Genomic DNA, 19,523 nt, shown 5'->3' on the forward strand with positions numbered 1-19,523 from the left:
ATATTTTCACTAAAAAAATTAGTTTTTTGTCTCTGGTATAGCTGAGACACTTTTTATATGGTGATTTTTTTCAAAGTATTTGCACATATAAGTGATAGGGCATTTCTCACACAGTGGCTTTCGGGCCAGGCATATATAACGCCCGTGTAAGATAAGCCAATGATGGGCAATGGCAATCGTATCTTTAGGTAGATTTTTTACCAATTGTTTTTCCACAGCTAATGGTGTTGTTGCACGATAAGTTAGCCCAAGACGGTTTGCAACACGAAAAACATGGGTATCTACGGCCATAGCGGGATTATGATAAACAACAGAGGAAATGACATTAGCAGTTTTTCGACCTACACCTGGAAGTTTCACAAGATCCTCAATTTTTTCGGGTACAATATTGTCGAACTTTTCAATCAGTAGCTGAGCCATCCCCACAAGGTGTTTGGCCTTGTTATTCGGATAGCTTACAGATCGTATATAGCTAAACACCTCGTCTACGCTGGAAGCTGCCAAGCTGTGTGCATCTGGGTAGCGTGCAAACAACTTGGGCGTGACTTGGTTGATCCTTTTATCTGTACACTGTGCAGATAAAATAACGGCAACCAGTAATTCAAAGGGATTACTATAGTTGAGTTCTGTCTGTGCGTCAGGACTATTTTTGGAGAAATAATCTACGAAAGCCTTGTATCGTTCTTGTTTTAACATCGGTTCAAAACTAGCCAAAATTTCCATCAAAAAAGAAATTTTGAAACCTAGTAAAAGGAGAATAATCTGATTTTAGTTTGTGGAAGGTAAGGCGAGTCACAGCTGTTTTACACTATAGCTGATCATGGATGTCGTAAGGTGAAAAAGAAAGGCCTAATCTCTAGATTAGGCCTTTCTTTTTTCTAGTTGTTTAGAATATGCAAGGATATTCTCAACACATCTTTTGCTTGGATGAAGCAACATTTTTGGTAATTGAAGTTTCAATTCATTTTCTATGTCCTCGTCTGTCATTACCTTTTCGTTTTGGGTTAGCAAATTTTGAACTTCGTTTTCTGATTGGGTAAAGTTTTCTACCATAAGCATCTGTTGTTTTGTCTCTGTAAGTTAATTAATTAAACGGACAAAAGATAGTTTTGGTATAAAAAACGAGAAAATATTTATTTTTTCTTTCTGTTAGTATATTCCTCTGCTTTTATAATAGCGTTATATGCATTAACGATTCCTCCAGTGACCGAAATGTCTGCTAATCGAACCGTTTTGCTGGCATCTTCACCAACTTTTACCTGTACCAGTTGATTCGGCTTTTCTACCGATTCCATAATAATTTGTTTCGTTTCCACAGCGCTCAAATTAGGGTAATAAGAACGAATCATGGCGGCCAGACCAGCGACAACGGGAGCAGCCATACTTGTGCCCTGTTCTTCTTTATACTTGGAATCTGGTACCGTTGAGTTGATGTGGACGCCAGGCGCGAAAACATCGACAGTTTTTTTACCATAATTGGAAAAATCGGCTAATAGTTCATTGTCCAAATGAAGGCCGGTTGCACCCACTGTGATCCAAGCATTAGCAACCCCGGTTGTATCACCTTTTACATCCGTATAATACTTCATCGGAAAATTAGGCTCTATATCGTTATCTTCACTGTCATTCCCTGCGGCATGTACCATCAGGACATCTTTGGATTCAGCATATTTGATGGCATCGTCTACGGCCTGTTTATTATAGGCATAACTTTTCCCAAAGCTCATGTTAAGTACTTTAGCGCCATTGTCTGCTGCATAGCGAATGGCATTTGCGACGTCTTTATCACGTTCATCACCATCGGGGACAAGTCTAACTGTGAGTATTTTAACATTGTCCGCTACGCCGTTGATACCAACATTATTATTACGTTTTGCACCAATGATTCCAGCGACATGGCTACCATGTAATGCGTCCGGTCCTTTTACATCTGCATTTCCGTAGTATCGCTCTGAAGCATCTTCATAATTATCTCCAACAATAGGTCGAGAATCGTATGCTTTGTTTAAATGATAATCAACTTGATTGTTGAAATATTTTGCACCTTCGGTGATATCATCAAAAAATTTGGCGAAGCCGCCGTTGTTGATTTCATCCTTTGCATAGCCAAGTGCGATACGTTGCGTGTTTGTGGTTGCTTTGAAATTGTCTATATCCTCCTGTGTGATATCTTCGGGCTTTTTACCTATTTCACGTACCACAGCGTCTATGTTACGTTTGAGCGCATCGTAGGAAAATTGGCCCATCTTAGCTTCTTCTAGCTTGTTTTTATATTTGGCAAGCATCTTTTGATAACTAGCGAAAGATTTTCGACCAGCTTCATTGAGTTCTGTTGCCGCTGTGATGTTTGCAAACTTTTTGTCCAGAACCCTAAGCTGTCTTGTCAATTCCAGGTTATCGAACTGAACGTCCTTTCCATCGGCGTTTCCAATAAAATTCCAGCCGTATTTATCATTAATATAGCCATTACCATCATTATCTATACCATTCGTGAGACTATCTTTCGTATTGATCCACACAACATCTTTGAGATCCTCGTGATAAACATCAACACCTCCATCCAATACCCCAACAATGATTGGAGTAGATTTTCTTCCTTTCAATAACGTTTTATATGTTTTTTCGGTACTGATTCCCATGACCCCATCTGTTTTATAATCCAAATTGAACCAATTTGCTGGAATGGTATCGGATTGTCCGAAAGAGATAAGGGGCAATGAGCCTAAAGCAATTAGATATAGTGATTGTTTTAAATTCATATGTAAATAATTCTTAATGAAGTGTCTGCTTTCATTTGTTGCAATGCACGCGTTCCACCTGGTTATTCTCTCCTGTTTATTTTAAATTTTCTTCATGAGCGTGTAAGCTCGCATATTCCTGCCTATAGCAGAATAGCAAAGATAATGCTAATGCCTCTTCTGAACTGTTAATTTTTATTAAAAGTATTTATAATCCATATCTCTTAGCAAACTGTTGACGAAATATCTTAAATTCAAACCATTTCTAAGAGTCTCCTGTTTTATTTAGATGATCTAGATAGCTAGGATAAGAAAGAGTATATATTGATTAGCGTATAAAAGAGCGAATGCAACAAAATAAGAAAATAGTTTGGCCTAATGTGATGGCCCCAGTGGCGGCAATTTACCCTCATGTCAGAAAGATACATGATGATACTGTGCAAGATGATTATTACTGGATGATTGATTACTTTAAAAAAGGAGAAAAATCGCAAGAAGTTATTGACTATCTGGAAGAGGAAAACAATTATACCAATTTAATGCTTCAAGATACCGAAGATTTACAGGAAAATCTTTTTGATGAATTGAAATCCCGGATTAAGGAAAAGGACGAGTCTGTGCCTTATTACAAAAATGGCTACTATTATTATAGCCGGACGGAAGAGGGAAAACAATATTTTAAATTCTGTCGGAAAAAGGGGACACTGGAGGGCGAAGAGGAAGTGCTGTTGGATGTAGATCAGCTTGCCGAAGGGCATGCATATTATACGGCAAAAGGATTTTCTGTTAGTCCGGATAATCGTTTGCTTGCCTTTAGTGTGGATACTGTCTCTCGGAGAGAATATACCATATTTATCAAAAATATCGAGACCGGAGAAATCTATCCCGACCAGATAAAGAATACAGAGGGAGCCGCTATTTGGGGAAATGATAATCGAACCTTGTTCTATACGGCCAAGAATCCTGTTACCTTGCTTAGTGAAAAGATTATGCGACATACACTGGGGGGCGATCCGGCAGCAGATGTGCTTGTGTATGAAGAAAAAGATAACACAAATTATATCGGAGTTGGTAAATCCAAAAATGGAAAATATGTTATGATCAATTCTGAAGGGACATTATCCTCAGAAATTTGGTTATTAAATGCTGACTCACCGCAATCGGAATTTCGTATTTTTCAGCCTAGGATACAGGATGTTCTCTATTCGGTTGTTGCATTGGAAGATCGGTTCTTAATACTTACCAATGATGGAGCTATTAATTTCCGAATCATGCAATGTCCCTTAGATCGTACAGATCGCAGCCACTGGCAGCCATTCATAGACCATCGACCGGATGTATTGGTCAGCGATATTGAAGAGTTTAAGGATTTTCTGGCGATTGCTGAAAGGAAAAATGGATTGACCCAATTGGCAATTTATAATTTAAAGAGTCAGCATCAGCACTATTTGGATTTCGGAGAAGTTGCCTATACGGTATACCCGGGTATTAATGTTGAATACAACAGTGATAAGTTACGATATGGCTATACTTCTTTAGTGACACCAAGCTCAGTCTATGAATATGATATGGCTAAGCAGAAGAAAATATTATTAAAGCAACAGGAGATTTTGGGAGGGTATGACCAAACCGCGTATATCACCGAACGTGTTTTTGCAACAGCAAGAGATGGTGTTCAAGTGCCCATCTCTATTGTTTATAAAAAGGGAACCAAACTTGATGGTTCAGCTCCATTATTGCAATATGCCTACGGATCTTATGGTGCGTCGATGGATCCCACTTTTTCGAGCAATCGACTAAGTCTGTTGGATCGTGGATTTATCTATGCCTTGGCACATATCAGAGGCGGTGAGGAAATGGGGCGCCAATGGTATGAAGATGGAAAAATGATGCACAAGATGAATACCTTTTATGATTTTGTGGATTGTGGTAAATACCTGATTGATCAACATTATTGTATGCCCGAACATCTCTATGCGCAAGGGGGAAGTGCCGGAGGTTTGCTGATGGGTGTAATCGCTAATATTGCGCCTGAGCAATATCATGGCATAATAGCTCAGGTACCATTTGTAGATGTGGTGAATACCATGTTGGATGATACAATACCGTTGACTACAAATGAGTATGATGAATGGGGTAACCCCAATGAGAAGGAAGCCTATTATTATATGAAGGCCTATTCTCCATATGAAAACATTGAAGCAAAAGAATACCCTAATTTATTGGTCACAACCGGGCTGCACGATAGTCAGGTGCAGTATTTTGAACCAGCAAAATGGGTAGCAAAACTGAGAGCTACTAAAATAGGAGATGCGGTTTTACTGTTAAAAACAGATATGGATTATGGTCATGGTGGTGCATCTGGTCGATTTGACTATTTAAAGGAAATTGCATTGGAATATGCTTTTCTCTTTAAATTGGAAGGGATTATTCCAAATTATACAAACGAACAATAAAAAAGCGGCATTAGCCGCTTTTTTATTGTTGAGCATGATTAATGCTATCCTGTTGTTTTTGTAAACGCTCTTCCCGCTCGATCTCTCTAGAGTCGATCTGATGCTGTTGATAATTGTCCATGGCCACTTTACTGGCTTTCTGCGATACGTAGATCGCTAATAGGGCAACAATAGTAATGATTGCTATTCCCCAGGCATATTTATGTTTGTCCTGTTTGACGAGCCAATACATAAAGATAATGTAAGGGACGGCAAAAATAATATAGAAAATTAAACTCGGTGACATACTATTCTCCATTAAATGATCCCTACAAAAGTATCGTTTTTGACTAAAAATAACGAACCGATAGAAAAAACAACAATTTCAATTGATAAAGCCTTAAACCTTTATCCGTTTTATTGTCAAATTAATATCGCTAATGTGATCGTTCTATTACCGACTTGTTGTGGATTAATTGCTTGAAAATGAAGCTTACAGGAAGGTTTTGACGGTGGATTGTAAATTTTTAATTTTTGCAAAAAATCAATGAGAATATTGTGGAAAAGAAAAAAATATTTTTATACATTTGCATCGTCAGAAACAATTGACAGAGCATAAAAAAATGAAACAGAACAAAAAGAACGATTATTCTTATATTCAAACTTTTGAGAAGTTTATGAAGAAGGTCTTTTGTGCTTTCATTTTTGTAGAAATACCTGTTTTACGCCTCCGACGACCTATACTACCTCGGGCTTGATTTGAGGTAGTGAATCTTTCCAAGCAAGACCATGATTGTCCGATGGTTTTGAATCCATTATTTTAATTTATTTAGTAACAAAACACGACAGTAGTTGTTGTTTTATTATTAGGGTCGTAAGTCAATGACTATATCAGATTTTTTAATTATCCCGGCTAAACCTGAGCATGCACATTATGCAGAGGTTATTTGCGACGAAATGTTCGAGTCTGCAAAGGCTCGTGGTACTGGTATTGCGCGTCGTAAACCAGAATACGTTGCCAACAAGATGAATGAAGGTAAAGCAGTGATTGCTTTACATAGAGATGGCCGATGGGCAGGTTTTTGTTATATAGAAACTTGGGGGCATGGGGATTATGTCGCTAACTCAGGTTTGATTGTCAATCCCGAATTCAGAAAAGTCGGTTTGGCAAAAGCAATCAAAAAAAGAGTCTTTGAGCTTTCACGTGAGAAATACCCTAAAGCGAAGATCTTTGGTTTGACAACCGGATTCGCCGTGATGAAAATCAATTCAGAACTGGGCTATGAACCGGTTCCCTATTCCGAATTGACTTCCGATGATGAATTCTGGAAAGGCTGTCAAAGCTGCGTGAATTATGAGATCCTGATGAGTAAAGACCGTAAAAACTGTATGTGTACCGCCATGCTTTGGGATCCCGAAGAGAAAGAACGTGAATTGCGGGAGAAGATCCAGCGCAAGCATGAAGCGAAAGAACGTTTGGAAAGAATTACACAAAAACAGTCTCTGCTAAAGCGTATACAGGCGAAGTTTTGGAAATCGGCCAATAAATTTATTGCTGTCAATTTTCCGAAGCATAACAAAGTCGCAAAAGGATATTAAGCTAAGGCTGAGCGATTATATTGAAAATAGATGTAACAGGTAACTGAAGATGTTCGTAATAACAAGATCAGTTCAAGGTTCTCTCAACATAATAATAAAAAACCGAGTGAAACGAGCTTAAATCAGCCGTTGAAAACAAACACTCATAAAATAACATTCTAATGAAAAAAGTAGTTTTAGCATTTAGTGGCGGATTAGATACTTCATTCTGTTGTATTTATCTTACACAAGATTTAGGTTTAGAAGTTCATTCCGTAGTTGTAAATACAGGTGGTTTTTCGGATGAAGAATTAAAAAATATTGAAGAACGTGCTTATGCTTTAGGTGTGAAATCACATACAGCTATAGACGAAACGGCAGACTATTACCGCGAAACTATTAAATTTTTGATTTTTGGCAATGTGTTAAAAAATGCGACTTATCCATTGTCAGTATCTGCTGAGCGTGTATGCCAAGCAACCGCAATTGCAAACTACGCAAAGAAAATTGGCGCTGAATGTGTTGCTCATGGATCTACAGGTGCAGGAAACGACCAAGTACGTTTCGATATGATTTTCCAGACCCTGATTTCAGGAGTGGAAATTATCACCCCAATCCGTGATCTACAATTGTCGCGTGAAGCCGAAATAGAATATTTGAATAAGCATGGTGTAGAGTATTCTGCTGAAAAAGCAAAATACTCCATCAATAAAGGTCTTTGGGGTACTTCTGTTGGTGGAGCAGAAACATTGACATCCAACCAATACTTACCAGAGTCGGCATGGCCAACTCCAGTGACTTCTTCAGAGCCGCAACAAATTACAATCGATTTTGAAAAAGGAGAGCCTATTGCATTAAATGGTGAGAAAATGGCTTCCGTTAGAGTGATTCAAGAATTACAGACAATAGCTCAACCATACGGTATTGGCCGTGATATCCACGTTGGTGATACAATCATTGGTATCAAAGGCCGTGTGGGTTTTGAAGCCGCTGCTTCTGTCATTTTAATCAAGGCACATCATGCCTTAGAAAAACATACCTTAACTAAATGGCAATTGTCCTGGAAAGATCAAATCGCTGCTTTCTACGGAAATTATATGCACGAAGGCCAAATGCACGATCCCGTTATGCGTGATATCGAAGCATTCTTGCAATCCTCACAAGAAACAGTGACTGGCCGAGTGATTGTTGAACTTCACCCATACCGTTTTGTCGTCATTGGTGTCGAGTCTGAACACGATTTGATGTCCAATAAATTCGGCAGCTATGGTGAAATGAATAAGGGCTATACAGGTGACGATGTGAAAGGTTTCTCCAAAATTTTTGGAAATCAAACCATCATTTGGCACAAAGTGAATAAAAAATAAGCCGTGTTTTATGCCATGTATTTTTTCTTAAAGTAAACTTGATAAGAAAAAGTACATGGCATGATAGGTGATAACGCATACCTAAATTCTAAATTCAAAAAAATGATAAGAGTAGGAATAATTGGTTCGGCAGGATATACTGGTGGTGAATTATTACGTGTATTGATTTATCATCCTGAGGTGGAAATCGTATTTGCTAATAGCGCTTCCAATGCAGGAAATAAGTTATATGAAGTTCACAATGATCTATTTGGTGATACTGAATTGACCTTCTCTTCGGACTTTCACTCAGCTATTGATGTATTGTTCTTATGTGTTGGTCATGGTGATGCACGCAAATTTTTAGATGCAAATCCAATCGATGCATCCGTGAAGATTATTGATCTCTCACAAGATTATCGTCTTCGTGCGAATACAGCTTTCCAAGGTCAACAATTCGTGTATGGGCTTCCGGAACTAAACAAAGAGGCAATCAAAACGGCTCAGTATATTGCTAATCCAGGATGCTTTGCAACAAATATCCAATTGGCTTTATTGCCATTAGCGAGTAAAGGCTTATTACCTGATCAAATCCATGTTAATGCAACGACTGGATCAACAGGGGCAGGACAAAAACCAGGTGCAACAACGCATTTCTCCTGGCGTAACAATAACCTTTCTGCTTACAAATCTTTTGAACACCAGCATTTGCAGGAAATTTCAGAGTCCTTGGATCAGCTACAAGCGGGATTTTTGCCGGTGTCAGACGGATCATTGTTGGAACGTGCTGCTGCAAAAATTAATTTTGTTCCTCAACGTGGCGATTTTGCCCGCGGAATTTTTTCGGCAATTTATGTAGACACCGATTTGTCTGAAGAGCAGGCCTACGCATTGTATGACAGCTATTATGCCGCTCACCCTTTTACACATGTCAGTCCTAAAAATATTGACCTCAAACAGGTCGTTAATACAAATAAAAGTATTATCCACCTCGAAAAGCACGGAAATAAGCTCCTTATTTTAAATGCGACCGATAATTTGCTGAAAGGAGCATCTGGTCAAGCTGTACAAAATATGAACTTAATGTTCGGTTTAGACGAGCGTACAGGATTAAACTTGAAAAGCGTTGGTTTTTAGCCATTTTTAAAATATTAAACAGCAATATCAACAAGTTGTGAGTAACTTGAGGGATCACCTTAAAAGCGAAATGAGGTTTTCAACATTTTATTAACATCGTGTGGAAAAGTGAAGGGTAGACCCTTCACTTTTTTATGTTTATCGTGGTCGTTATTTTGGAAATCATCGTTTTTTAAATCTATTCCGTTAGAAACACAAAACCACCAAAAGGCCAGTTGCCGATAAGCATTCGATGTCTAAATTTTTTGAATCTGGTAGATAAAGACCATCAGATGGATAAAGAATACGTTCTTCAACTTCAAAATTACCATCTAATGCAAATGCAAATGCGCTTTTTTGGTCTTGGCCAATCTGTAATTCAAAATCATGTTTTCCGGCAAATGCACCGAAGTAGAACTGAAAATCAGTAGCTAAGTCGGTGCCTACAGGATACATCTTGTTTTTCTCAAACGAAGATGAAAGTGGAAGATTCGCAATATGAGGTAGTGTAGGAGTGTTTATTGCCGAATTAAGCACAAATTCTTGAAAGATCGCAGGCTCCCCAACTTCGGATGATGCCTTTATGTGAATTGCCGTATTATTTTCAAAATTGTGTACTAAGATTGTTCCGACAGGAACGGTATAGGTTTGGCCATCCATCGTCACGAGTAGATCCCCAACCAAAGGAATCAAAAATGAGACTGTATCCTGATTGGTCGGGAGTTCCAAAGTCTCTTGAAGCGCGACTTGCCAGCTATTGACTTGTTGCAACCGGCCAATAGCCTCCCGGTGAGGAGCAGCAAAGGAGCCATAATTGAGTGTGCTCCTGACTAAATGTGTTCCGATTGATGTTTCCCCTCGCTGTTCCGCGATATAGATTCTAATATCCTGCATGATCAGGCTGTTAAGCATTAACATGAATCGTCATTTTCATTTGGAAACCTTCAGATAAGGATCCTGTGACCGTAGACATTTCTTTGGTAACACCATCGCTGAATACGTTGTCATTGGCATTATAGGTATATCCTGAAACACCTTTTTTGTAACCATAAGAAGAACCTGTGTTATTGACTTCAAGACACAGACTATCTTGAAAGGCGATTTGCGTCACTAATAGCGATTTACCTGTAGCATCATATACATGAACGTGAATATGTGTTGCTCGACCTTGATACCAGCCCGGAAAGATGGTTTGGAAAGAAACAAGTCCATTGGCATTCGTAACTTGTCTACCGCGGTACCAATTGACAGACTGGTAGTTGCTGGATTGCATCTGTGTTCCGCCATATTGGGAATAGTTACCTTCCACATCACAATGCCAAATATCCACTAAAGCTCCTTCTAGTGCCGCACAGCTATTGTTTGTATTAACAATGGTAATTAAACCGAGCATATTCGCCCCAATACCATCACCTTTGCGTATATCTGATCGGACATAACTTGAAGGTGTTTTTGTCGGAAAAGGCCCTTCGGTTTCCGAAGGTGTTACACTGCAGCTTGAATCGACATTTACGTCAGTGCCCTCATCCGTAATTGATGTGGTATCGTCTTTCTTGCAAGCTGCCCAGACCATTGGCCCTGAAAATGCGAGCAATGATAGGGTTTTTATAAAATTTTTGCGTTCCATATCTCTTCTTTTTTATTTATGGAAGCAAGGTAATAGACGGAGATGTAAAATAATGTTAAGTAACGATAAAGAGGCTTATTGCATCGACGAATCACGTAGACATTGGATAACCTCATTATAGTAACCATCGCCGACTTTCAATGTGAAGTTGGGTAATTGTACTTTACGCTGTGAAAATGTAATGATGTGTTTGACTGCGATAACAAAGCTGCGGTGGATACGGATAAACTGATTTTTTGGCAAACGCTCGAGCATGGCTTTCATTGTCGATAGAGTCAATATTGTTTTTCCGTGTATAAGGTGTATTTTGATATAATCTTGCATGCTTTCCAAGCACTCAATTTCGTCAAGATAGATCTTGATTCGTTGATATTCTACACTCACGATTAAAAAGGGGCGATGGCTCTGTGTAGCTGAACGTGTCATCGCTTTATCGATGGCCCGTTCAAAACGGACGAAGTCAAATGGTTTGAGAAGATAGTCTACTGAATCAAGTTCAAATCCATCTATCGCATACTCCTTATGTGCTGTGGTGAAAATCAATAAAGGTCTTGGTTTTAAGTTCTTTGCAAAATCAATACCATTGATCTCGAGCATATCAATATCCAAAAAAATCAAATCAACACTGTTATTGGCGAGATATAGCTTCGCTTCATGGGGGTTACTGAAGGTTGCAGCAAGCTGTATAGCAGGATGCTTTGCTGTGAACGTCGAAATAATACGAAGAGCCAGGGGTTCATCGTCAAGAGCTATGCAAGTTAACATCGATTAAATTAAGATAAACTGCTTTTGTATATATAATCGTATAGCCTAATATAGAAACAATTTATGAAGAAATGTAAAGGATAAGCTGAACGAAAAAAGAATGATCCTCCTGCTGGATCGTCAGGCGATGTTTGTTGGCATAAAAATGTTCCAATAGACGTTTAACATTTTTAAGACCTGTTCCTGTTCGGTGTTGTTCGGTTGACTGTGTAGCTATGCTATTCTTTACATTTAATACACAGGATGTTGGCGTTAGAATGACTTCAAAACTTAATTGGGAGGGCTCTATTGTGCTTAATCCATATTTGAACGCATTTTCAACAAAAGGAAGCAACACAAATGCGTGTATCGTTTTAGGGTGTTCTAGCCCCGCATAGTGTTCACTGATAGAACAATTTGGGCCAGTGCGTAGCTTTTGGAGATTGATAAAATCTTGTATAGCCTGTATTTCAATCTTGATGTCAATCGTATCACTATGCCGTTCATCCATATAATAACGCATTAATTGTGAAAGACGATGAATACTACTCGCGACGGCATCATCGTTGGTCAATGCTAATGCATAAATATTATTTAAGGTGTTGAACAAAAAGTGGGGGTGGACCTGGGCTTTTAAGAAGGAAAGTTCGGCCTTCATCCGGTCTTGTTCGACCAATTGCATCTTTTGCTGAGTTTCCATCCAGTAGGTTACGATTCTATAGAGTGCGGCAAGGCTAATGGTTAACAGGAAAATATACACGGAAGCAATATCGATGGGTTGTGGCCGTTGTCCCAAGGTCTGCCCCGGACCTCGGTCTGGGGAATGCCTAGCAGATGGCGGCGGTGGAAAATCAGGGTGATGCCTAGACGAAAATTCTCTTTCTCCAGGGGTAGGTAATTGCTGACGTCCAATATGCATCAAGCGATCGAAGGGCTGAAGATAACAGGCTAATAACAAGCCTGTCAAAATAATGGAGATTCCGTAACTGATAAATTTTCGTTTTCTTATCGCATAAGGAATTAGCAGGTAAGCATTGACATAGAATAGGATTAAAAAACAGCCTGTGAAAATCCAAAATGCCGGCGCAAAAAGTATTTCCTTAATTTCCAATTGACCGTTGTTAAAAAATAATACTGGAAAGGATAAGAAAATAAGCCAGGCGAGTCCATGGATCAATATGGAGATTTGTTTTTGTCCTAAGATACGTTTTGATGTGCTATCAGCAGATTTGTCCATGGAGCTTGCTATTTTAGCTTTTATAAAAGGGGACTCTGATCCTAAAAATACACAAAAAGATTAGATCGTATTTTTAAAATGTTAAAATATACATCTCATTTTATAATAGTTCATTTAAATGGAAAGGAATGGTGGTCAATTATTGCTGTTTTTTTACACAATCGATTGATATACATTTCCTTTCTTTTTCTGTAAATCTAAGCCTTATCTTCATCAAATAATCCAGTTTCACAAACCGATACCATCTTTATTCAATAGTAAAGTGCAACAGAAAGATAGCTGATAAACTGAGTTTCAGAATAGCTAAAGGAGTTTGGTTTCGTGAAGTATTCGAGTTTAGCAGCATCTCGAATTCATGGCAAGCATTAATAACCGCAGGTAGTATAACTAGCCTAGGTTTGATATATAAATTGATAAAAAAAATAAAGTATGAAAAGAAAACACTTTATCCAGTATCTCTTTATGGGAGCTTTATCCTGTCTTTCGATAAGCAGTATAGCGCAAACAGTAGGGAAGACTTATGCCGTACCACTTGCCGGGAATGCTTTCATTACCGCAGGACAAGTTGGTGAAGCGGAAATTTCCGGTCGTAATGGCCTTGTAAAATGGTCAAGCGATCAGGAAGTGGTATCGGTTTATTTTAGGGCTCAAAAGGCGGGGAAATTGACTTTGAAACTGAAGGCAAAAAACGATGCTGGAAAATCCAAAATAGCAGTAGACGCTTTAGGAAAAAAGGCGATCGTGAATGTGGAAAGTACTGAGCTGTCGGAAACAGCGCCTCTGTCCATTGATGTAAAATCGCCCGGTTACGTTCAGGTTAATTTAAAAGGCTTAAGTAAATCGGGAAGCAATTTTGCCAATGTAACCGAATTGCTTGTGAGCGGCGAAGCGGCTTCGGGAGGTCTTCTGTTTTCCAATGATCCTGAGTATTACTATTGGTCCAGAAGAGGCCCTTCTTGTCATCTCAATTATACTGTTCCTACGGAGGGTAACGTTAGTTACTATTATAACGAAGTAACCGTCCCTCAAGGAGAAGATAAAGTTGGTTCCTATTTTATGGCGAATGGTTTTGGCGAAGGCTACTTTGGTATACAGGTTAATTCAGAAACCGAGCGACGTATCTTATTTTCCGTCTGGAGTCCATTCCACACAGATGATCCGAAAAGTATTCCAGATGAGCAAAAAATCCATCTACTAAAAAAAGGAAAGGATGTGCATTCGGGTGAGTTTGGAAATGAAGGGTCAGGCGGACAGAGTTACCGTAAGTACTTTTGGAAAGCAGGGGTAACCTATAAGTTTCTCTTGAAAGGCGTGCCCGATGGAAAAGGAAATACTGATTATACGGCTTGGTTTTTTGTACCCGAAGAGCATGCATGGAATGTGATCGCAAGCTTCAAACGTCCGCAGACAAACACCTACCTGAAACGATTCCATAGTTTCTTAGAGAACTTTAGTCCTAATCAAGGCTACCTGGGTAGAAAGGTTGAGTTTGGCAATCAATGGGTCTATGATGGACAATGGAAAGCTGTACAGGAGGCTTCTTTCAGTGTCGATAATACCTATCGTGCAAATCAACGCATTGATGCAATCGGCGGCATTACCAAAAACGGATACTTCCTTAGAAATGGTGGTTTCTTTGATGACGTTGTTAAGCCAGGAAGTAAGTTTGAATTCCGGAATAAAAATAATGCACCGAAAATTGATTTTGACAAACTGCCTTAATCAAAAAGGAATAAAGACAATGTCTTTTTGTCGCTCAAAGTTTGTCCTAAACACAAAAGAGACGCATTTTAATGCGACTCTTTTGTGTTTAGGACAGCCCTCAATTTATTTTTCAGACAGTTTGATATCACGTTCTACCGAAACATTATCTCCGGTAACAGCATTACCATCCTTATCCACTAGAGTCAATTTTACTTTATTGTTGCCCATTGGCAGCCCTTTTATCTCATATGGCCCCCATTTGTCCAATGTAAATGTCTGGCCATTGATATCTGCAATTATCTTGTTGCCGTCTGGAGCAAGTTTGGTATTGACTACGTAAAAATCTAACAGGAGATTTTTTGTTTCATCTCCTTTATACTCACCTTTAGGTCGAGAATAGAAAAGTGATGGTTCCTTTGGTGTTGCATCTGTCGTCAATTTACCCGTTGCATCAATCTTAAATTTTACCAATTTAGAAGCTTCAGTGGTTTTTATGGATTCATGATAGGATCTTGATAAAAATGAGAGCAGGTAATGTTCCGAATTTAACGGTACTGTTACGGAGTTCTCGGGCTTGTAAAGAGCCGTGTAAGGTTTATTGTCTAAAATAAAATGGATATGTTGTCCATCATGCGAATTTGCCATATGGGCAGCATGGGCATCATCGGTCATCTCAGTCAATTTGAAATTCTTGATCGCATATTTTACAGTTACTTTTGCGGAGTCTGTTCCTACCTTTTCTGCAGTGATCGAGGCGATCTGCAGATCAGCTCCAGGAAATTCTTTCGAGTCTGCAATAGGACTGACGGTGATTGAGTCCATTTTTTGTGCAGTATTTGTGTCGATACTGCTGCTTGAGTCAGCTCCACCTGTACTTTTCGTAGAAGAGTTGTTACACCCAACAGCGCCTACTAGGAGTGCTACTGCAGCAGTAATACCTGTAATTCTGTAATACTTCATAATTTTTTTTGTTTAATTTTTTAATCATTCAGCATCTTAAGTAACAGTCTATGTTCCTATTTTGTTTGTAATAAGGTTAAAAATAGGCTGTTTGGGCTACTTATTGAAGTTTAATACACAGTGAATTAAATATTTTTAAAAAAATAGTCATATTAGATGTAATAAATCGATCTGCTGAAATGTCTTGATTATATAAAAGGCACGGGTGATATTGAGATGGAGCATAAGCCGATTAAAAATTAAAATAGAGTAAGTCTCAATATTGACGATAACATGAATCAAGAGCAATTTAAAAATACCGTTTTCATCCATAAGGATAAGCTATTTCGCTTTGCGAAACGGATCTTGATTGATGATGACGAGGCTTTCGATGCGGTACAAAATGTGATGATGCGGTTGTGGCAATTAAAAGATCAGTTGCTTCAATACAAAAATATGGAAGCTTTCTGCATGCAGAGTGTGAAAAATGAAGCACTCAATCGTTTAAAAAGAGATAAGGTCCGGGCGGATTTTGTTGAACAGCATCAGGTTGTTGCGATGACCGAACATACCGTTGGGAATACGAAAGAAATTATTCTGGAGATGATCAATTCTCTTCCCGAAAAACAAAGGCTTGTTATGCATCTGCGCGATGTTGAGGATTATGATATCGATGAAATCGGTGAAGTATTGGAGATGGGAGAGTCAGCAGTCAGAGTTAATCTGATGCGTGCAAGACAAAAGGTAAAAGAACAATTGACAAAATTATTCGATTATGAAACCACGCGGATTTATTCAGGTAAAAAATAAACCCGATTGTTTCATCTTCTTTGAAAATAAGATATACAGTGATGAAAGATAAGAAATTAAAAGAATTGGAAGAGAAGTACTTTAATGGCCAGTCGTCATTAGAGGAAGAAAGAGTATTGAAAAACTCGGATAATGCTTTTTTTCAATCATTGAATCAGGAAAAAAATAAGACAATGGACTGGTCCTTTGAGGACTTCCAAAGTGAGATCAATGATGATAAGAAACGTATTGTGTGGTGGAATAATAGCTGGATAAAATATGCAGCAGCAGCCATGTTGGTAATGGCTATTGGAATTGCACTATTCCTAAATCAGGAATCAGCAATACAAGGACCTGTGCTCGCCAAAAAAGAAATGAGTGAGTCGAAGCCTGCCGATAAGAAGCTGCTTGACGATCAAAATATAGAAATAACAGCTCCCAAACTTAATGATGAGGTAAGTGCGGAGGACAGTGGAAAGGCGATGCGAACAGCAGAAACTTTTAAACGTCCAAAAGTAAAAAAACAGGCCAAAAATTGGATAGTGAAGAAAGAAGTCGTGACTGAAAGTTCGGAATTGACAACAGAAGAGTCCTACCGGGCAGATTATGTTGTTTTGAATGGGAAGCCTGTCGCGAATGAACAGGAAGCTGTTGAACTGACCCTAAAATCTTTGGGCTTACTGGCAAATAATCTGGAAAATGGTGTAGATAAAGCAATGAATATAAAACAAATGTCAATAACGATTAACTAAAATAAAATGAAAGGTTTTTTAATAGCTTGCCTTCTACTTGTAGCAAGTATGGCAAATGCACAAATTTCAAAATTGGATAAACTTTTTGAACAATATCAAGGAAAGAAAGGTGTAACGACACTCAAGATTGGGGCGCCGATGTTCAAACTATTGGGTAATTTGAAAATAGACGATGAGGATATGCAGACAATTACACCACTGCTTAAGAATGTTAAATCGTTGCGGATGCTGATTGTTGAGGATGGAGAAGATAAAGCTTTAACAGGTATTATTCGGGGGGCGGTGTCTAATTTAAAATATGAAGAGCTTATGTCACTCAACAGTGATGGGCAAGATATCCGATTCATGGTAGAAAATATGTCCGCAAATGCCGATATCCTAAACAATCTGTTACTTACAATCAATGGAGATGGGCAAAACCTATTTATGATCCTGGACGGGGCTATACCGTTGAAAGATGTGACTAGCTTGGTAAACGACGGGAATAATAAAGTGAATAAGAACAAAGGAGATAACAACAAAAAGTAGAAAATTATGAAAAGATTACTAACCTTGTTGTGCCTAGTTGGCGTTCTTTTCTCCATGCAATCATGCATGATAAAAAAAGCGTCCAATATGGACTTCGTCAGTCGGTCTAATGTATCTGACGATGCTGAGATTGTTGCGATTAATTTACCGATGTGGTTAACAAAACCCTTTATGAAAAAAGCCTTAAAGGATGATAATGATGAAGATACTCGTGCAATGGCCGAAATTGTAAAGAAATTGAAGAAATTCAGAATGCTGACACTGTCAAATAATGATAAAATAAAGAATGCGCGTATTTTGGACGATTACCATAAGTTTTTAAAGAAAAATAAATTTGAGGAACTTCTGGTTATTAACACCGATGGCCAGGAAATTTCGCTAAATGCTCGTATTGATAAGAACAATGTCATTCAGCGGGTTTCTTTATTGGTCCATGATGATGAAGATGAAAGTGTATTTATGGATATCAAAGGTAAGTTTTCGTTGGATGAGCTTATCGCCGGATTAAATAAGATGAAATCCAAAGATAAGAAGTTGGCAAACAAACTTTAATAAGTATGTTGATTTAAATCGAAACTTCCGCTAACCTCTAAAAAAAGCCCTCCAGTAATATACTAGAGGGCTTTTTTATAGTAGTTTGATTTTTATGCGCTAAAGACAATGTCCAACGCATCAAAAATATGTTTTTTTGCCAGGTCAAGATCCGCTGCTGTATGTGCATCAGAAACAAAACCTACTTCATAGCCTGAAGGGCCAAAATAAACGCCGCGATTTAACAACTCGCGGTGCATAATTTTATAAGATTCCATCGATTTAGGATCGATTTCACTCGCTTTTTTAATTTCTTGCTGTTCTGTAAATGCAAACCAAAAAATAGAAGCAACATGGAAAAGTTGAACTTTATATCCTTTCTCGGCAATATAAGTACGCATATCATTGACGAAAGCTTCTGTTTTGGCATTTAAATTTGTGTAGAAATCCTTTTGAGCCAAGATACCCAATGCAGCAATGCCGGCAGCCATAGCAACTGGATTTCCGGATAAAGTTCCTGCTTGGTAAACTGCACCATCAGGAGATATACAGGCCATCAATTCTTTTGAGGCTCCATAAGCACCGACAGGCATTCCGCCACCAATAATTTTACCGTAGGTAATAATATCAGGTTGTACATCATAGTAAGCTGAAGCACCTTCAAAACCAACACGGAATCCTGTGATCACTTCATCCATAATCAACATTGCACCATGTTCTTTGGTGATATTACGTAAGAAGTGAACATACTCCTTAGATTGCAACAATAAGCCATTGTTTGCAGGTATACCCTCAATGATAACTGCCGCAATCTGATCTTTAAACTCTGCAAAAGCAGCTTCTAAAGCTTGCTTATCGTTTAATTCGATAACAATGGTTTCGTCTGCAAATGCTTTAGGTACACCGGCCGAAGATGTCTCACCAAAGGTTACCAGGCCAGAACCAGCTTTCACCAAAAGAGAATCGGAGTGCCCATGATAACAGCCATCAAATTTGATGATCTTATCACGTTTCGTATAGCCTCTAGCCAAACGGATAGCAGACATTACAGCCTCGGTGCCAGAACTGACAAAGCGAATTTTCTCAATAAATCGATTGTTTTCGATAATCAACTCAGCTAGTTGGTTCTCCAACGCAGTAGGAGCGCCAAAACTTAAGCCTTTCCCGAGTTGTGCCGCTACTGCTTCACGAACTTGATCATTATTGTGCCCTAAAATTAGGGGACCCCATGAACAACAAAAATCGATGAATTCATTGCCGTCCGCATCCCAAAGATGCGCCTTATCGCCACGTTCAATAAATAATGGGGTACCATATACGGATTTGAAGGCCCTAACAGGAGAGTTTACGCCTCCAGGGAAATATTGTTTTGCTTTTTCAAATAGCTCAGCAGATTTTGCTCTTGAAATATCAGGTGCTTGCATAGTCTATGTATTTGAATGCGAAGTTATCTTTTTTT

Annotated in this window: 19 protein-coding genes; 9 read left to right on the forward strand and 10 right to left on the reverse strand. The window is 38.7% G+C overall.

The window, feature by feature from the left end; genetic code table 11:
* Window positions 1–18: 18 nt before the first annotated feature.
* The 3 genes from nth to B4N43_RS01280 all read right to left on the reverse strand — a co-directional run bounded on the left by nth (window position 19) and on the right by B4N43_RS01280 (window position 2,759).
* The gene (gene nth, locus B4N43_RS01270; RefSeq protein WP_075994622.1) at window positions 19–696 is read right to left on the reverse strand and encodes an endonuclease III; all 678 of its coding nucleotides are present in this window, start codon (window positions 694–696) and stop codon (window positions 19–21) included.
* Window positions 697–861: 165 nt separating this feature from the next.
* On the reverse strand, window positions 862–1,053 hold the full coding sequence (locus tag B4N43_RS01275) for a hypothetical protein (RefSeq protein WP_153848161.1): 192 nt from the start codon (window positions 1,051–1,053) through the stop codon (window positions 862–864).
* An 80-nt stretch (window positions 1,054–1,133) separates the two neighbouring features.
* Window positions 1,134–2,759: a S8 family serine peptidase gene (locus B4N43_RS01280; protein ID WP_088160113.1), complete on the reverse strand. Its 1,626-nt coding sequence runs from the start codon at window positions 2,757–2,759 to the stop codon at window positions 1,134–1,136.
* A gap of 326 nt (window positions 2,760–3,085) precedes the next feature.
* Between B4N43_RS01280 and B4N43_RS01285 the strand changes: the two genes are divergently transcribed.
* Window positions 3,086–5,194 carry a S9 family peptidase gene (locus B4N43_RS01285; protein WP_088160114.1) on the forward strand — a complete coding sequence of 703 codons (2,109 nt, stop codon included), beginning with the start codon at window positions 3,086–3,088 and terminating at the stop codon, window positions 5,192–5,194.
* Between the two features lie 22 nt (window positions 5,195–5,216).
* Here the strand turns inward: B4N43_RS01285 and B4N43_RS01290 are convergent, their stop codons facing one another.
* A complete protein-coding gene (locus tag B4N43_RS01290) occupies window positions 5,217–5,480 on the reverse strand; it encodes a hypothetical protein (protein ID WP_075990905.1) in 264 nt (87 codons plus the stop codon).
* Window positions 5,481–6,055: 575 nt separating this feature from the next.
* Here B4N43_RS01290 and B4N43_RS01295 point away from each other — a divergent pair.
* The 3 genes from B4N43_RS01295 (at window position 6,056) to argC (ending at window position 9,234) form a co-directional block, all read left to right on the forward strand.
* Window positions 6,056–6,772 carry a GNAT family N-acetyltransferase gene (locus tag B4N43_RS01295; RefSeq protein ID WP_070561978.1) on the forward strand — a complete coding sequence of 239 codons (717 nt, stop codon included), beginning with the start codon at window positions 6,056–6,058 and terminating at the stop codon, window positions 6,770–6,772.
* Between the two features lie 161 nt (window positions 6,773–6,933).
* On the forward strand, window positions 6,934–8,118 hold the full coding sequence (gene argG, locus B4N43_RS01300) for an argininosuccinate synthase (protein ID WP_286732377.1): 1,185 nt from the start codon (window positions 6,934–6,936) through the stop codon (window positions 8,116–8,118).
* A 102-nt stretch (window positions 8,119–8,220) separates the two neighbouring features.
* Entirely contained in the window at window positions 8,221–9,234 is a 1,014-nt protein-coding gene (gene argC / locus B4N43_RS01305) for an N-acetyl-gamma-glutamyl-phosphate reductase (RefSeq protein ID WP_145327158.1), read from the forward strand.
* 186 nt (window positions 9,235–9,420) lie between these two features.
* Here the strand turns inward: argC and B4N43_RS01310 are convergent, their stop codons facing one another.
* The 4 genes from B4N43_RS01310 to B4N43_RS01325 form a co-directional block, all read right to left on the reverse strand.
* On the reverse strand, window positions 9,421–10,107 hold the full coding sequence (locus B4N43_RS01310) for a hypothetical protein (protein WP_157625882.1): 687 nt from the start codon (window positions 10,105–10,107) through the stop codon (window positions 9,421–9,423).
* A 10-nt stretch (window positions 10,108–10,117) separates the two neighbouring features.
* Window positions 10,118–10,840, reverse strand: coding sequence for an intradiol ring-cleavage dioxygenase (locus tag B4N43_RS01315; protein ID WP_075990909.1), 723 nt, complete (start codon window positions 10,838–10,840; stop codon window positions 10,118–10,120).
* Between the two features lie 75 nt (window positions 10,841–10,915).
* Window positions 10,916–11,605, reverse strand: a complete 690-nt coding sequence (locus tag B4N43_RS01320) for a LytR/AlgR family response regulator transcription factor (RefSeq protein ID WP_075990910.1) — start codon at window positions 11,603–11,605, stop codon at window positions 10,916–10,918.
* Between the two features lie 61 nt (window positions 11,606–11,666).
* The gene (locus tag B4N43_RS01325; RefSeq protein ID WP_075990911.1) at window positions 11,667–12,821 is read right to left on the reverse strand and encodes a sensor histidine kinase; all 1,155 of its coding nucleotides are present in this window, start codon (window positions 12,819–12,821) and stop codon (window positions 11,667–11,669) included.
* Between the two features lie 429 nt (window positions 12,822–13,250).
* Between B4N43_RS01325 and B4N43_RS01330 the strand changes: the two genes are divergently transcribed.
* The gene (locus B4N43_RS01330; RefSeq protein WP_286732380.1) at window positions 13,251–14,543 is read left to right on the forward strand and encodes a DUF3472 domain-containing protein; all 1,293 of its coding nucleotides are present in this window, start codon (window positions 13,251–13,253) and stop codon (window positions 14,541–14,543) included.
* 105 nt (window positions 14,544–14,648) lie between these two features.
* Here the strand turns inward: B4N43_RS01330 and B4N43_RS01335 are convergent, their stop codons facing one another.
* Window positions 14,649–15,485 carry a hypothetical protein gene (locus B4N43_RS01335; protein WP_075990913.1) on the reverse strand — a complete coding sequence of 279 codons (837 nt, stop codon included), beginning with the start codon at window positions 15,483–15,485 and terminating at the stop codon, window positions 14,649–14,651.
* A 273-nt stretch (window positions 15,486–15,758) separates the two neighbouring features.
* Here B4N43_RS01335 and B4N43_RS01340 point away from each other — a divergent pair, with 273 nt between their 5' ends.
* The 4 genes from B4N43_RS01340 to B4N43_RS01355 are packed head-to-tail and all read left to right on the forward strand — an operon-like array spanning window position 15,759 to window position 18,085.
* Entirely contained in the window at window positions 15,759–16,274 is a 516-nt protein-coding gene (locus tag B4N43_RS01340) for an RNA polymerase sigma factor (protein WP_075990914.1), read from the forward strand.
* Between the two features lie 41 nt (window positions 16,275–16,315).
* Window positions 16,316–17,005 carry a hypothetical protein gene (locus B4N43_RS01345; protein WP_075990915.1) on the forward strand — a complete coding sequence of 230 codons (690 nt, stop codon included), beginning with the start codon at window positions 16,316–16,318 and terminating at the stop codon, window positions 17,003–17,005.
* Between the two features lie 6 nt (window positions 17,006–17,011).
* Window positions 17,012–17,533, forward strand: a complete 522-nt coding sequence (locus B4N43_RS01350) for a DUF4252 domain-containing protein (RefSeq protein ID WP_075990916.1) — start codon at window positions 17,012–17,014, stop codon at window positions 17,531–17,533.
* 6 nt (window positions 17,534–17,539) lie between these two features.
* A complete protein-coding gene (locus tag B4N43_RS01355) occupies window positions 17,540–18,085 on the forward strand; it encodes a DUF4252 domain-containing protein (RefSeq protein ID WP_075990917.1) in 546 nt (181 codons plus the stop codon).
* 92 nt (window positions 18,086–18,177) lie between these two features.
* On the opposite strand, the gene hemL is transcribed toward B4N43_RS01355, so the two are convergent.
* A complete protein-coding gene (hemL, locus tag B4N43_RS01360; protein WP_145327153.1) occupies window positions 18,178–19,488 on the reverse strand; it encodes a glutamate-1-semialdehyde 2,1-aminomutase in 1,311 nt (436 codons plus the stop codon).
* Window positions 19,489–19,523 lie beyond the last annotated feature (35 nt).

The organism is Sphingobacterium sp. UBA1897 (genome assembly GCF_002337775.1).
GTDB classification, from domain to species: Bacteria; Bacteroidota; Bacteroidia; order Sphingobacteriales; family Sphingobacteriaceae; genus Sphingobacterium; species Sphingobacterium siyangense.